Here is a 14,047-nt window from a genome sequence, read left to right as displayed (position 1 = left end):
GCTCCTGGCGGTCAGCGGGCGGAGGCGACGTCGGCGGCCGCGGCTCGCACACCGTCGCGGGTGATGAGGGTGAGCAGTTCGGCCACGCGGGCGGTGAACACTTCCTGTGCGGCCAGGGCGTCCGGGAAGAAGCCGCCGTTCACGATTCGGCGTACGTGGTCGAGCACGGTCACGGCCCCGTCGACGGCCGCCGCGAGCCGGTCCCGTGCCGGTTCGACGATCCGTGCGGCGAGCGGGTGCGGGTTGAAGCCCGTGGGCGGGGCCACGCACGCGATCCAGGCGGCTGTGCACAGTGCGAGGTGGTGCGGCACGTGTCCGCGCCGGAGGTGGAAGAGCGCCGCGTCCGGCATGCGCTGGAGGAGTTTGACCGAGCCGTCGGTGCCCACCTGCGTGGTCGCGTGCCCGATGAGCGGGTTGCGCCACCGGGCGTCCAACTGGGACACGTAGGCCTCGGCGTCGAATCCCGTGGGCGGGGTGAACGTCGGGAGGTAGTCGTCGGCGATCCCGCCGAGAACGGCGTCGCGCACGAAGTCTTGGCTCCATGCGATGTCGATCGTCGGCGCACCGGAGAGGATGCCGAGGTAGGCGATCAGTGAGTGCGAGCCGTTGAGCAGCCGCAGCTTCACCATCTCGTAGGCCTCGATCTCGTCGGAGAAGGTGGCGCCCGCGAGGTCCCAGGCGGGCCGGCCGCCGGCGAAGTCGTCCTCGAGCACCCACATCGTGAAGTCCTCGGCGGGAACGGGGCAGCGATCCTCGACGCCGAGGAGGTCCGCGACGAGGCGCGTGTGTTCCTCGGTGCTCTTCGGCACGATGCGGTCGACCATCGCGTTGGGGAACGACACCGAGGTGGAGACGAAGGAGAGCACGTCGTCGCTCACGTCGGCGGCCCGCAGGAACTCGTCGACCACGGCCCTGGTGACGTCGCCGGAGGACTGGAGGTTGTCGCAGGAGAGGACGGCGAAGCCTTCGCCCGAGGCGGCGCGTTTCTCGAGGCCACGGGCGAGCATGCCGACGGAGGTGCGCGGCGTCGAGTCGGCGGCGAGGTCCGCCGCGACCTCGGGATGGTCGAGCGCCAGGCGGCCGGTCGCGGGGTCGCGCGTGTACCCGTTCTCGGAGACGGTGAGCGTGACGATGCGGTGAGCCGGATCCGCGATGGCGTCCACGACCGCCTCCGGGTCGTGGACGGCGACGCCGGTGTCGCGGTGGACGTCGACGACACCCGCCTCTGCGCCGTGTTCGGTGAGCTGGAGGATCGAGTAGACGTTGTCCTGAGCCCGCATGGGGCCGACGATCCGGTCCGAGGAGTGGGCGAAGCCGCGGATGCCCCAGTTCCCGCCGGCGGCGGCCATCGCCCGCGCGGTGTAGACGGCACCGTGGGCGCGATGGAAGTTGCCCAGGCCGAGGTGGACGATTCCCGTCCGGTCCGGGGCGGATGCTCCGATGAGCGAGCCCGCGGGCACACTCTCCCGGCCGAGTGGCTGTGTCATGACGTCCTTGTCCTTCCGCGACGCAGAGGGCTACAGTTCACGCGTTTCGCCATATGAACCGATCGTTTTGCAGAGCAGAACACAAGCTAAACTCGCGTTCAGCGCAACGCAAGATCGAGCCGGACGAGAATGGGGCCATGGAGACCGAAGCCACATCGGACACACCACCCGTCACCAGTCTCGATCGCGCGCTCCTCGTGCTCGAGACGGTCGCGGCCGCCGGCCCGGAGGGGCTCCCGCTCGGCGAGATAGCGGCCCGCACGGGCATCAACAAGGGGTCGGTCCACCGGCTGCTCCGCGGCCTCGCGCACCGCGACTACGTCACCCGCGACGGCGAGGACCGCAACTACGTCCTCGGCGAGGCGCTCCGGCGGATGGTGCGGACCTTCGGGGCCGGTGACAACCTCCCTCTGCTCTTCCGGCCGCTGCTGCTCGAACTCTCGCGCCGGACGGAGGAACTCGTCCACCTCGGCGTGCTCGACGGGCGCCGCGTCGTCTATCTCGACAAGATCGAACCGGAGCGCTCCGTCCGGGTGTGGTCACGCGTCGGCCGTCGTGCGCACATCGCGACCACGGCCCTGGGGCGCGCGCTCGTCGCCTCGGCACCCCAGAGCGACGCGCTCATGACCAGCTATGTCGAGGAAGCCGACCCCGACCACACGCAGTCCACGCTCGACCGGCGTTTCCGCGACGCGGTCGCCGCCGCGCGCGCCCTGGGGTGGGCGATCGAGAACCAGGAGAACGAATCCGGTATCGCCTGCGTCGGGATCGCCCTCACCTCCACGACCTCGCAGGACGTCGCGATCAGTGTCACCGGACCCGCCGAGCGCATGACGCCCGAACGTCTCGCCGAGATCGGCGCGCTGCTGCGCGAACTCGCCGCCGAGCTCGCCCCGGAGGAGTACACGCTCGCCCCGGCCACGGGTTGAGCGCACGTGCCGGTGGCGGGCGGCGGGTGTCAACCGTCCGCAGTGGACTCCTCGGAGAGGCGGAGGGTCATGAACACGCTGTTGGGGTCCGCCTGGTAGTCGGCGAACGGCGGGCACGGGGTGAATCCGTGCCGGGCGTAGAGGCGCCGGGCGGGGGCGAAGAAGTCCTGGCTCCCGGTCTCCAGGCTGATCCTGTGATAGCCGCGCCTGCGGGACTCGTCGATCAGGAAGGTGAGCAGGTGCGAGGCCACGCCGCGACCGCGGGCTTCCCGCCTGGTTCGCATCGTCTTGATCTCACCTTCGAAGGGGGACAGTTCCTTCAGAGCGGCACACCCGAGCAGGGTCCCATCGCTCCACGACGTCCAGAACGACACCTCGGGTTCCTGCAACGCCGCGTGGTCCAGCGCGTGCACGCTTTCGGCGGGTGAGGTGGCGTGCATGTCGGCGAGGTGTTCGGCGATCAGCTCCCGAACCGGCTGACGGGTGAGGTCGTCGGGCTCGATCGTCAGCCGGTCCTGAGACGGATGCCTTCCCATAGCCGGAAAGTATTCCCGATACGGAGAACCCGCCTCCTGTTGTCCCGCCGGAGCGCCGGCACGCGCCGGGTGGTCAGTGTCCCGCAAGCCGGCGCGCGAGCGTCTCGCACCCGCCCATTCGGAAAATCCGATCGCGCCCATCGCCGCCTGACGGGACGATGAGCGCATGAGACCCGCAGTCGGTGCCGAGCCGATCCGATGCCGTGAATGTGGCGGCTACGAGTACGCCGGCGCGCCGGACTGCGCCCGGTGCCGGGCGTTGGTGGACGACATCGTCGAGGACGAATGGCGACGGTTCTGCGCCGATTTCGGTGCGGAATCGGAAACCGAGCTCGCCGGGATCGTGGCGGCGGAACCGGATCGGCACGACTGGCGCGTGGTGGACGGCGCCCTCGACCGGATCGTCTGCGACGACTGTGGCGACCGGATGGGCCGTGGACCGAGGGACTGTGCTGCGTGCAACCTCGCGCACGGGTTCCGGTTCGCCGCCATCGAGACCGACCGGCCGGGTGTTCCGCCCGGCAACGAGCACGCGATCCGCGTGAACGTCGCGGTCGTCCGGAGGCCGGGGTCCACCTCGGCGCGGGATCTGCTCGTCCGACGCCTGTTGCTGCCCATGCTGCTGGTCGGGTACCTGCCGACGACGCCACAGGCCCAGGCCATGAGCGCGATGGTCGCGAAAGATCCCGCACCGGACCGGGTTGCCGGACTGATCGACGACCTGTTCCGGAGCCGAACCTGAGGCACCACGCCGGCCGTGGCGTAATCGTGACCGGTACGCCATGACCGCGTTCCGCGGTGGCCAACTGGCGCGCTGACGATCTTGCGGCAACTACAGTCCGGCCGTGAAGGAAGCCCATGTCTCGTCGCTCGTCGTTCAGCCGCCGCCGGTTCCTCGGTGCCTCCGGTGCCGGTGCCGCAGCCGTCCTGCTCGGCACCGGGTGGTGGGACGCCAGTGTCTCCGCGGCGCCACGACTGGGCGGCTACCCGTTCACGATGGGCGTCGCGTCCGGCGATCCGGCACCGGACGGTGTCGTGCTGTGGACCCGGCTGGCCGTGGATCCGTTCGCTTCCGACGGCAAGGGCGGTATGCCGGACAAGATCATCCCGGTGCTGTGGCAGGTCGCCACCGACGAGCGGTTCGCCGACGTGGTCAAGGCGGGTACCGCGTTCGCCACGCCGGAACTCGGCCACTCGGTGCATCCCGAGGTCCACGGACTCGAACCGGGCAGGCACTACTGGTACCGCTTCCGCGTCGGCAACGAGCTGTCACCGGTCGGCCGGACCCGCACCGCACCCGCCCTCGCCACGATGCCCTCGTCCCTGGCTTTCGCCGTCGCCTCCTGCCAGAGCTATCACGGCGGCCACTACACGGCGTACCAGCGCATGGCCGAGGAGGACCTCGACCTGGTGTTGCACCTCGGCGACTACATCTACGAGGAGGCGTACGGGTTCACCGCCGACCACGACGGCAAACCGCTACCGGAGTACATGCTCGGCGAGACCGTAGACCTCACCGGCTACCGGCTGCAGTACTCGCTGTACAAATCCGATCGGCACCTCCAGTCGGCGCACGCCTTGTGCCCCTGGATCGTCACCTTCGACGACCACGAGGTCGAGGACGGCTGGAGCGAAGACAGGTCCAAATCGGACAGTGAGCCGGATCAGGATCCCGCGGTCTTCCTGCGGCGCAGGGCCGCCGCGTTCCAGGCCATGTACGAGAACCAGCCGCTGCGGCACACGCAGATGCCGTCCGGCCCGGACGTCCGCATCCACCGCAGGCTCTCCTACGGCACCCTGGCCGACTTCACGATGCTGGACTCGCGGCAGTACCGGTCCACGCGCGACGGCCGCCTCGACCCGGACGCGACCATGCTCGGCGGCAAGCAGGCCGATTGGCTCATCGAGGGTTTCTCATCCTCGCAGGCGCGCTGGCAGATCATCGGCAACCAGTTGCCGATGGCCCAGCTGGACCGCAACCCCGACGACGAAGTCCAGCACTGGTTCGCCGATTCATGGGATGCCTATGTCGTGGAGCGCGACCGGTTGCTCACCGAGGCCCATCGACGTGAGGTCGACAACCTCGTCGTGGTGACCGGTGACCGGCACAGTAACTACTTCATGGACCTCAAGGCCGACTACCAGGACCCCGATTCGCCGGTCGTGGGCACCGAGATCGTCGGCACGTCGATCAGCAGTGGTCGCGACGGTGCCGACATGCTCCCGGTCGGCGAGGACTACCTCCGGGCCAATCCGCACATGAAGTTCTGCAACTTCCAGCGCGGCTATTGCCGGGTCACGGTGACCCCGGACGAGCTCGTCAACGACTTCCGTGTGCTGCCGTACGTGTCACGGCCGGACGCACCGATCAGTACACGCGCGAGCTTCGTGGTGCAGAACGGCGTACCGGGCGGTGTTCCGGCCTGAGGCGTCCACATCGGTCACCGCGGGCGGTAGACCGAGATGTGTTTGGTGGCGGAGGCATCGAACGGTCTGCGGTCCCAGTCGGCGTGCCGCTGTCCGAGCCGGAGCCCGGCCAGCTGTGCCATGAGGTCGAGTTCGCTCGGCCACGCGTAGCGGATCGCCAGTGGCCGCAGGTGGTGTCCTCGTTCGTCCACGGTCACGTGCTGGGCGAACACGCGCTGGTCTACCGCATCGTGCTGGGCGACTTCGTAGCTGGCCGAGTTCTCGCCGACCGAGAGCGTCCGTACGCGGCGGTCGAACCGCCCGGGATCCGGGACGAAACACTCGAGCACGAACGACCCGCCGGGCGCGAGCACGCGGGCAGCGGCCCGGAAACACTCGACCTGCCTGGCCTGGGTGAGCAACGCGAAGAGGCTGTTGGCCACCAGATACACCAGCCGGAACGACCCGCGGACGGGAAGCTCCGCCATGTCGCCGATGGTGACGGGGATGGCCTGCCCACCCGGCTTCTCCCGCAACCGCGCCACCATCGCCTCCGACGAATCGACGCCGGCCACGTCGACCCCGCGCTCCGCCAGCGGTAGCGCCACCCGGCCGGTTCCGATCGCCAGTTCCAACGCCGGTCCGCCGGGTGCGAGGTCGGCGAGGAAGTCGACTGCGGGCGACACATCGGAACCGTCGAACTGATCGTCGTACACCGGCGCCCATGCCTCGCCGTAGCAGGCCGGGTCATCGAACCTCGACACGGCGAACAGCCAAGCAGAACGCGCTCGGGAGGAGCAAACCGTCCGGCCCGGCCGATCGCGGCGTCAGAAGGACAGCGTCAGCACGCTGGCCGCATAGATGACCACCAGCACGATGCCGTCGAATCCGAGCCGCCACCACCCTTTCCGTTGCCGAACGAGCAGTCCACCGAGCAGGACCGCCGTCATGAGCAGCGCGGCCGTGGTGGTGAACAGCTGATCGGGGCTGGCGGCGTGGTAGAGCGACCCGCCGGAGAACGCGACGTCGCCGACGACAAGGTTGAGCGCGTCGAGGCTGTTGCCGCCCACCACGCCGGCGATGGCGAGTGTCACCGCTCCTCGGCGGACGGCCGCCAGCGCGGTGACGGTTTCCGGCAGGGCGTTGACGATCCCCATGAACACGGCACCGACCACGCCGGCACTCAACCCGGTGGCCGAGACCAGGCTGTCGGCCGCCTGCGCGACTGCCCAGCCGCCGACGACGATCACCGCCGCGACCGCCACGAACTCGCCCCACAGCGTCCCCAGCCCGCGGCTGCTCAGCGGACCGTGGTCCTCCGGTTCGTCCGATTTGGTCTCGCTGGTGCGAACCGCACGCCACATCGGCTCCTGCCGGTCGCGAATCAGGGCCAGCCCACCGATGTAGAAGACGACCATGACGGCCGAAGCCGGATGCACACCGGCCACGGTGAGGTCCGGGCTGAAGGAGGCCAGTAGCGCCGTGCTGAGCAGCACGATGAGCAGGCACCCGAACAGGAGATTGTTGGGAGAGGCCGCCGCGTGTTCCAGATTCACGCGCCGATACGCCGCATCGGCCACCACGATCGCCAGCGTCTGCGCGGCGATGCCGCCGACAGCGTTGCCATAGGCCAGCTCGGGCTGATCTCCGGCCGCGCTCACCCCGGTCATGACGATGCCGGACAACGACGTCGCCAGCCCGAAGAACACGGCACCGAACAGCGCCTCGCCCCAGCCGGTACGGTCCGCCAGCGCATCGCCCAGTGCGGCCAGCCGGACACTGCACAGCACCGTCACCGCGGCGGCGGCCACGAACACCGTGACCGCCCAGCCGACCGGCCACTGCTGCGTCACTACCGCGGACACCAGCCTCCTCGCGAACCCGTGATCATCCGGGCCCCGGCTACCCCGCTGCACGCTCCCTCACGCGGGAATGCGGTCGAAGTGTCGGCTAGTCCACAGTCCCGGCCGCGGACGGGCTAGGCCGCGGTGAGCAACTCGTCGAGCAGGTCCTGCATAGTGACCAGGCCGACGACCGCTCCGTCCTCGGTGGCGACGGCGAGATGGTTGCGACGCTCCCGCATGGTGGTGAGCGCGCTGTCCACTGGCGTATCGGCGGGCAGGCTCAGCAGCGGACGCATCAGTTCCGCCGCCGTGGTGCCCGCCGGGCGGGTGAGCGTGTCGCGGACATGGACGATGCCTGCCGCCCGACCGTCGTCCCCGTGGACGACGAGCCGGAGATGCCCGCTGTCCCGCGAGGTCTGCTGGACCTCGGCGACCGATGCCGCCGCAGGAACGCCGACGACGTCCTCACGCGGGCGCATGATGTCGCGGACCCGACGCGTCCGGAGGTCCAACGCGGTGGTGAGCTGCTCGCGCCGGTCGGCATCGAGCGCGCCCGCACTCGCCGAGTGCTCGACGAGCTGACGCAGGTCGTCGGGAGTGTGGCCTTCGGCGACCTCGTCGACGGCCTGGACGCCGACTCGATGCAGGCACCAGTTCGCGACACCGTTGAGCAGGATCAGTAACGGCCGCGTGAACCACATGAACCCGCGCATCGGCAGCGCCAGGAGCGTCGCCGAGCGCTCCGGGTGGGCGATCGCCCACGACTTGGGCGCCATCTCGCCCACCACCAGGTGCAGGAACGTGACGACCACCAGCGAGAGCACGAACGCGATCACGTCCGCGGTGGCGGCAGGCAGTCCCCAGGCCTCCATGATCGGCGTGAGCATGTCGTGCACAGCGGGTTTGGCGATCGCGCCGAGCGCGAGCGTGCAGAGGGTGATGCCCAGCTGTGATCCGGCCAGCAGCAACGACAGCTCGCGGGCACTGCGCAATGCGGCGCGGGCGGACACGCTGGTGCCTGCCGCTTCCTCGAGCCGGTAGCGGCGCGCGGCGACGAGCGCGAACTCGACCGCGACGAAGAACGCGCTGAGCGCGATGATCCCGGCGGAGACGGCCATGGCGAGCCAGGGGCTCATTCCACTCACGAGGTCACCTCCTCGGCGTCCGGGTCGAGGTGAAGCCGCACCCGAGCCGGAACCCTGCGGTCGACGGTGCCCACGGTCGCGCTGAGCCGGACGGGTTCGGCATCCTCGTCGGCGCCTGGTGGCAGCCGCAGCGCGACCGTCACCGCGTCGCCGGGCGAGGGCAGCGTGCCGAGCTCGGTGATCACGAGGCCGCCGATCGTTTCGTAGTCACCCTGGGGCAGCTCGTGGCCGAGCAACCGTTCCACCTCGTCGACGTGCATGCCACCGTCGACGACCCAGCTCCCGTCAGGCAGGCGGACGGTGTCGGCCCCGGGTAGGTCGTGCTCGTCGGCGATCTCGCCGACGAGCTCCTCGGCGATGTCCTCGACGGTGATGACTCCGGCGAACCCGCCGTACTCGTCGATGACGCACGCCAGCTGTTCGCCGTCGCCGCGCAGGGCGGTGAGCACGTCCCGGAGCGGGAGTGACGAGGGGACCATGGTCGGCGGGCGGGCGATGTCGCGCACCAGCCGGGCACTCCGCTCGGCCGGGTCGAGGGCGAGCACGTCCTTCAGGCACACGATGCCGCGAACGTCGTCCACGTCGTCGCCGAGCACGGGGTAACGCGAATGGCCCGCCGCCATGAGTTCCGCGACATCGGCGAGGGTGGCGTCGGAGGGCACCGTGGCGACTCGAGGCCTCGGGATCATGGCGTGCTCGGCGTCGCGCTCGTGCAGGTCCAGCGCACGATCCAGCAATGTGGACAACTCCCCGGGCAGGTCGCCGCTCGCGCGGGACTCGGCGACGATGCGCTCCAGGTCCTTGGGCGTCGCCGCGTGTTCCACGTCGTGCACCGGCTCGATCCGCAAAGCCTTGAGCAACAGGTTCGACGAGTGGTCGAACAGCTTGATGAGCCAGCCGAAGGCGGCGAGGTAGACGTGTGTCGACCATGCGAGCCAGCGAGCGACCGGCTCCGGTTTGGCGATGGCCAGGTTCTTCGGGAAGAGCTCACCGAAGACCATCTGCACGACGGTGGAGAACAACAGGGCGAACACGGTGCCCAGTGCGATCCCCACACCCGTCGGGATCCCGACCCCACCGAGCAGCGACCCGACACCGGCACCGATGAGTGGCTCCGCGACATAACCGACCAGCAGGCCGGTGACGGTGATGCCGAGCTGGGCACCGGAGAGCATGAACGACGTGCGCCGGGTGATGCCGAGCGCCCGCTGCGCGCCCGCGTCCCCGTCGGCGGCGCGGGCCTTGAGCCGGGAACGGTCCACCGCCATGTAGGCGAACTCCTGCGCCACGAAATAGCCGGTGGCGGCAGTGAGGAGGAGCACGACGAGCATGCCGAGGAGGATGGTGACCACGGTCATCGCGCCACCCCCGATCCGATCGGCTCAGGAGTGGCGCGGGTGGTACTTCGGTAGGGGTCCATCGTCCTCTCTGTTTCGTGCCGACCGACCGAATGGTGCAGTCACCAGTCGACGATCCAGGAACCGCGAAAGTTCCCAAATCCGACATATGTACCACTGTAAGGGATGCGACGCGTTGCCCCGGTCAGTCAACGCCGCGGACCCGATTCCGTGCCGTGGGCGAACGACGCGGACTCGCCACCACGCAACGGCTTGTCCTGCCGCGAAAGCCGGCCGAGGGCGGCGCGCAGGTCGTCGAGCAGCAGGTCGGCGAGGTCGTGGGACATGCCGTTGCGCACGACGATGCGCAGCACCGCCAGGTCCGTGCGGTTGTCCGGGAACGTGTACGCCGGCACGAGCCAGCCGGATTCCCGCAGCTGCGCCGAGACGTCGAACACCGAGTAGCCGCTGACGTCGTCGTGCAGTGTGAACGCGAACACCGGCAGTTCGGCACCTGTAGTCAGCAGGCGGAACGGCCCGAGCTCACCGATCCGCGCGGCCAGTGACGTCGCCACGTCCCGGCACGTCTGCTGCACCCGACGGTAGCCCTCGAACCCGAGCCGCAGAAACGTGTAGTACTGCGCCACCACCTGCGCGCCGGGCCGGGAGAAGTTGAGCGCGAACGTCGGCATGTCGCCGCCGAGGTAGTTCACGCGGAACACCAGATCCTCCGGCAGCGCCGCCGGCTCCCGCCACACGACCCAGCCGACCCCGGGGTAGACGAGCCCGTACTTGTGGCCCGAGGTGTTGATCGACGCCACGCGCGGCAACCGGAAGTCCCACACGAGGTCCGGGTCGCAGAACGGGGCGATCATCGCGCCGGACGCGCCGTCGACGTGCACCGGGATGTCCCAGCCGCGTCGGGTTTCCAGCCGGTCCAGGCCGGTGCAGATCTCGGCGACCGGCTCGTAGCTGCCGTCGAACGTCGAGCCGAGCACGGCGACGACGCCGATCGTGTTCTCGTCGCAGTGGGCGGCGGCCTGCTCGGCGTCGAGGTGGAACCGCTCGCCCTCCATGGGCACGAGGCGGGCCTCGACGTCGAAGTAGTTGGCGAACTTCTCCCAGCACACCTGCACGTTGACGCCCATGACGATGTTCGGCCGGTCCGTGGGCAGCCCGGCCGCCCGCCGCGCGTGCTGCCAGCGCCGCTTCAACGCGAGGCCGGCGAGCATGCACGCCTCGCTGGACCCGGTGGTCGAGCACCCGGCGACGTCGTCGGTCCGTGGCGCGTGCCACAGGTCGGCGAGGATCCGCACACAGCGCTGCTCGAGCGCGGCCGTGCGCGGGTACTCGTCCTTGTCGATCATGTTCTTGTCGAAGCACTCGGCCATCAGCCGTTCGGCGCCGGGCTCCATCCACGTCGTCACGAACGTCGCCAGGTTCAGCCGCGCGTTGCCGTCGAGCATCAGCTCGTCGTGGACGATCTGGTACGCCACGGCAGGATCGAGATCCTCGAGGGGCAGGTTGTTGCGCGGGATGTGCGCGGGTTCGGCCGCGAAAACGGGGTTCACGGCGAGGTGTTGCCGCCTGGATCCGTCGTCGGGCGCCGGTGTCATGCGCCAACGCTAGATCGGCGCCGGCGTCTTCGCAGGTCGATCAGGGTCGTCCTGAGGTGCCACCGTCCGAGAGCCGCGCGAGGACCTCCCGGCTGAGCACGACGTCGTGTGGCAGTGTCCGGAGCTCGCCCACGGCCACGCCCTGCTGCCGCGCTTCCCGTTGCAGTGACGCCCAGTGGTCGGCGGCCATGTCCTCGTGTGAGCGGCCGTCGAACGGCTCATCGGGACCGACCACCACGCGCGCGGTTTCGCGCATCTCGTGCGCCGACGTCGCAGCCCAGCTGCCGGACGTGCCCCAACCGCGGTCGTCCAGCAGCACCACCCGGCGTCCGTCGGCGAGCTCCAGCTCCAGCCGCGCGGACACCGAGACGGTGCCGGACGCCTGATCGTCGACGTCGACGAACGTCACGAGACGTTTCGCAGCAGCCAGGGTCACCATGCGCGGCGAGCCTAGCCAGCCGACCGGATGCGCGCACCTGGCAGACGCCTCACGTCTCCGGCTGCTCCTGCCGCTGTTGAACCGGCCGGCGCCGCTCCTGTTCCCGGTAGCCGTAGGTCGCCTACCGGACGGTCGTGTCGTCGTCCAGCCCGGAGCCGACCGCGCCCGCGACCGTGCCGAGTGTGCTCGCCATCAGGCCGATCGCCAGGTAGTCGGACAGGGGCGCGGCCGGCCGAGGTTGGTCGCCAGAAAATCCGGCGGGATGATGAGCCCGGCCGCGGCGAGCGCCACGGTGAACAGGGCGGAGAAGAAGACGAGCGTTCCACGCCGACGGTGGCGACGGTGCCCGCGTTGCGCAGCCGTACGTCGCGCGCCGCGACGCGCGGGTTCCCCGGACGGCGCTCCCACAGGCTGTGGTTCACGATGATCCAACCCCCCAGCACCACGAGGGCGGCCAGCGCCGTGCCCGCCAGCCGGACGGGGCCCATGGCCGTGGCCGGCAACCAGATGCACGAGTACAGCAGCCCCCGAACGCCGTACCGGTGAGCGCACCGGCCAGCGCGGTGGACAGGCCCGACGACGAGCCGCCACGGCCGATTGGCCCGGACCATGCCGGAGAGCAGCCGCAGCATGCCCGTTCGGCTCGGCAGCCCGACCTCGACTTCTCCGTCCTGCTCGCCGTTGTGGACGCGGTAGCGGCCGTGTTCGGCGATGTCCCCGGCTTGCTGCCGGCCGCGGAGGTGGGCGACCAGCGGAACGAGCAGGCTGTGCAGACGGCGACGCAGGTTCATCCCGCCCACCGCGGGCACCGAGATCAGCGCGACGCGCCGCGAGCAGTCGAGCTCGGCGACGATCACCTCGCCGTCGTCCCGTCGCAGTGGCAGATCGGTGAGGCAGAGCGCCAGATCCCACTTGGTGTCGCGGAACCCGCTCGTGTGCCTTGTCCACGATCCGCGCAGCAGCAGCGGCAGCACATCGGGCAGCTCGTTGGCCAACTCGGAAGGGAGGTCTGGATCAGCCAGAATGCCGACGACCTCAGCACGCTCCGGCGCCGTGCGCGCTCACCCGCGTTCACCCTTCCGTGGCATGCGCCTGGCAGTACCCGGTGGGAGCACCCGGCAAACGCCCGGGTCAGAGCAGATCAGAGCAGGCGGGTGCCGTTCGGGACGGGATGCTCGAAGCCGGCCAGCACCACACGGCCCTCGGCATCGTGCGCGCCGGTCACCAGCACCTCGGACTTCACGCCCGCGATGCGCTTGGGTTCGAAGTTGCAGACACACAGCACCTGCCGGCCGATCAGCGCGTCCGGCTCGTAGTGGTCCGTGATCTGGGCGCTGGACGTCCGCAGGCCGAGTTCCGCACCGAGGTCGACCTTCAGGACATAGGCCGGTTTGCGGGCCTTCTCGTTCGGTGCCGCCTCCACGATGGTGCCCACGCGCAGCTCGACCTTCTCGAAGTCCGACCACTCGATGATGTCCATGCCGCGATTCTTCCCACGCGGCCACACGCTGCCTCACCGGCCTCGGCCGCCGGACAGCCGGTCGATCTCGGCGAGCATCCGCGCGACGTCCGGACCCACCCGCGCCCGCACCACGTCCGGCCAGGCCTCCTCGGCGTACCGGCTCTGCAGGTACAGCGTTCTGGCATGGGCCGGCACGGACCGATGCTCCGGCGGAAGTCGCCTGAGCGCCCAGTCGGCCGCGGCATCCTTCGAACGGATCTCCCCGGTCGCGAGCGTCGTCCAGATGCGCGCCAGAGTGAGGACGACGTTGCGGGTGTCGTGGTCCAGTTCGGCAAGCAGCTCGGGGATGCTCGCCACGCTCGCCCGCACCAGGTCCGCGTGCGGCACGGGATCGAGGAGCTGCGCCGGTGGCGGCCCGGCCAGCGGATGGTCACCGGCCAGCACCATCGTGACCAGCAGCGCGAGGTCCGGCATCGGCTCCGGTTGGGGCAGCGCACCGGCCTCGAACTCCTCCCGCAGCCATTCCCCGTAGAGGAAGTCGCCGGTCGGCGGGAACCGCCACGGGCGCACCTCGGACTGGACCACCACGGTCAGCTCGATCGGGCGGGCACCACCGGAGAAGCCGGACAGGGTGAGCAGCCCGCCGAGCAGCGTCCGCCGCTGCCGGGTGTCCAAACCGCGCTCGGCCACCACGAGCAGGTCCAGATCACTGGCAGGCCGCAGTCCGCCCCGTACCCCGGAGCCGTGCAGGTAGCAGCCGATCGCCTGGCGGTCGAGGACGTCGCCGATCAGCTCGACGACCTGGAGTACCTGCCGCATGCCGGCATTGTCGGCGAACCGCCTCCG

Annotated in this window: 14 protein-coding genes; 3 read left to right on the top strand and 11 right to left on the bottom strand. The window is 69.9% G+C overall.

What is annotated here, in order from left to right; all coding sequences use genetic code 11:
- Positions 1–11: 11 nt before the first annotated feature.
- Entirely contained in the window at positions 12–1,487 is a 1,476-nt protein-coding gene (locus tag ACFSZT_RS03530; RefSeq protein WP_377395388.1) for a mannitol dehydrogenase family protein, read from the bottom strand.
- A gap of 137 nt (positions 1,488–1,624) precedes the next feature.
- On the opposite strand from ACFSZT_RS03530, the gene ACFSZT_RS03525 reads away from it, so the two are divergent.
- Positions 1,625–2,416 (top strand): IclR family transcriptional regulator, encoded by a 792-nt coding sequence (locus ACFSZT_RS03525; protein ID WP_377395385.1) that lies wholly within the window; start codon positions 1,625–1,627, stop codon positions 2,414–2,416.
- 29 nt (positions 2,417–2,445) lie between these two features.
- Here ACFSZT_RS03525 and ACFSZT_RS03520 read toward each other — a convergent pair whose 3' ends face one another.
- Positions 2,446–2,952, bottom strand: coding sequence for a GNAT family N-acetyltransferase (locus tag ACFSZT_RS03520; RefSeq protein WP_377395382.1), 507 nt, complete (start codon positions 2,950–2,952; stop codon positions 2,446–2,448).
- Positions 2,953–3,118: 166 nt separating this feature from the next.
- Between ACFSZT_RS03520 and ACFSZT_RS03515 the strand changes: the two genes are divergently transcribed.
- Positions 3,119–3,694: a hypothetical protein gene (locus ACFSZT_RS03515; protein ID WP_377395379.1), complete on the top strand. Its 576-nt coding sequence runs from the start codon at positions 3,119–3,121 to the stop codon at positions 3,692–3,694.
- Positions 3,695–3,810: 116 nt separating this feature from the next.
- Entirely contained in the window at positions 3,811–5,379 is a 1,569-nt protein-coding gene (locus tag ACFSZT_RS03510; protein ID WP_377395376.1) for an alkaline phosphatase D family protein, read from the top strand.
- A gap of 14 nt (positions 5,380–5,393) precedes the next feature.
- Here the strand turns inward: ACFSZT_RS03510 and ACFSZT_RS03505 are convergent, their stop codons facing one another.
- The 9 genes from ACFSZT_RS03505 to ACFSZT_RS03465 form a co-directional block, all read right to left on the bottom strand.
- Positions 5,394–6,122 carry a class I SAM-dependent methyltransferase gene (locus tag ACFSZT_RS03505; protein WP_377395373.1) on the bottom strand — a complete coding sequence of 243 codons (729 nt, stop codon included), beginning with the start codon at positions 6,120–6,122 and terminating at the stop codon, positions 5,394–5,396.
- Between the two features lie 63 nt (positions 6,123–6,185).
- Entirely contained in the window at positions 6,186–7,223 is a 1,038-nt protein-coding gene (locus tag ACFSZT_RS03500) for a sodium:calcium antiporter (protein ID WP_377395370.1), read from the bottom strand.
- A 113-nt stretch (positions 7,224–7,336) separates the two neighbouring features.
- A complete protein-coding gene (locus ACFSZT_RS03495) occupies positions 7,337–8,338 on the bottom strand; it encodes a hemolysin family protein (protein WP_377396298.1) in 1,002 nt (333 codons plus the stop codon).
- Between the two features lie 5 nt (positions 8,339–8,343).
- A complete protein-coding gene (locus ACFSZT_RS03490) occupies positions 8,344–9,705 on the bottom strand; it encodes a hemolysin family protein (protein WP_377395367.1) in 1,362 nt (453 codons plus the stop codon).
- Between the two features lie 188 nt (positions 9,706–9,893).
- Positions 9,894–11,300, bottom strand: a complete 1,407-nt coding sequence (locus ACFSZT_RS03485; RefSeq protein ID WP_377395364.1) for a glutamate decarboxylase — start codon at positions 11,298–11,300, stop codon at positions 9,894–9,896.
- 40 nt (positions 11,301–11,340) lie between these two features.
- Positions 11,341–11,739 (bottom strand): hypothetical protein, encoded by a 399-nt coding sequence (locus tag ACFSZT_RS03480; RefSeq protein ID WP_377395361.1) that lies wholly within the window; start codon positions 11,737–11,739, stop codon positions 11,341–11,343.
- Between the two features lie 11 nt (positions 11,740–11,750).
- Positions 11,751–12,734 carry a hypothetical protein gene (locus ACFSZT_RS03475; RefSeq protein WP_377395358.1) on the bottom strand — a complete coding sequence of 328 codons (984 nt, stop codon included), beginning with the start codon at positions 12,732–12,734 and terminating at the stop codon, positions 11,751–11,753.
- Positions 12,735–12,880: 146 nt separating this feature from the next.
- The gene (locus ACFSZT_RS03470) at positions 12,881–13,219 is read right to left on the bottom strand and encodes a tRNA-binding protein (RefSeq protein WP_377395356.1); all 339 of its coding nucleotides are present in this window, start codon (positions 13,217–13,219) and stop codon (positions 12,881–12,883) included.
- Between the two features lie 33 nt (positions 13,220–13,252).
- Entirely contained in the window at positions 13,253–14,020 is a 768-nt protein-coding gene (locus ACFSZT_RS03465) for an aminoglycoside adenylyltransferase family protein (RefSeq protein WP_377395353.1), read from the bottom strand.
- Positions 14,021–14,047: the final 27 nt, after the last annotated feature.

The sequence above is a fragment of the Prauserella oleivorans genome (assembly GCF_042685745.1).
GTDB lineage: Bacteria > Actinomycetota > Actinomycetes > Mycobacteriales > Pseudonocardiaceae > Prauserella_A > Prauserella_A oleivorans.
The sequence above is the reverse complement of the archived record's forward strand: the minus strand, read 5'-3'. Positions and strand labels throughout refer to the sequence as shown.

Bases quoted from the DNA above. Each gene is read 5' to 3' on its own strand.
- ACFSZT_RS03530 (WP_377395388.1), bottom strand. From the start codon at position 1,487: ATGACACAGCCACTCGGCCGGGAGAGTGTGCCCGCGGGCTCGCTCATC.
- ACFSZT_RS03525 (WP_377395385.1), top strand. From the start codon at position 1,625: ATGGAGACCGAAGCCACATCGGACACACCACCCGTCACCAGTCTCGAT.
- ACFSZT_RS03520 (WP_377395382.1), bottom strand. From the start codon at position 2,952: ATGGGAAGGCATCCGTCTCAGGACCGGCTGACGATCGAGCCCGACGAC.
- ACFSZT_RS03515 (WP_377395379.1), top strand. From the start codon at position 3,119: ATGAGACCCGCAGTCGGTGCCGAGCCGATCCGATGCCGTGAATGTGGC.
- ACFSZT_RS03510 (WP_377395376.1), top strand. From the start codon at position 3,811: ATGTCTCGTCGCTCGTCGTTCAGCCGCCGCCGGTTCCTCGGTGCCTCC.
- ACFSZT_RS03495 (WP_377396298.1), bottom strand. From the start codon at position 8,338: ATGAGCCCCTGGCTCGCCATGGCCGTCTCCGCCGGGATCATCGCGCTC.
- ACFSZT_RS03490 (WP_377395367.1), bottom strand. From the start codon at position 9,705: ATGACCGTGGTCACCATCCTCCTCGGCATGCTCGTCGTGCTCCTCCTC.
- ACFSZT_RS03485 (WP_377395364.1), bottom strand. From the start codon at position 11,300: ATGACACCGGCGCCCGACGACGGATCCAGGCGGCAACACCTCGCCGTG.
- ACFSZT_RS03480 (WP_377395361.1), bottom strand. From the start codon at position 11,739: ATGGTGACCCTGGCTGCTGCGAAACGTCTCGTGACGTTCGTCGACGTC.
- ACFSZT_RS03470 (WP_377395356.1), bottom strand. From the start codon at position 13,219: ATGGACATCATCGAGTGGTCGGACTTCGAGAAGGTCGAGCTGCGCGTG.
- ACFSZT_RS03465 (WP_377395353.1), bottom strand. From the start codon at position 14,020: ATGCGGCAGGTACTCCAGGTCGTCGAGCTGATCGGCGACGTCCTCGAC.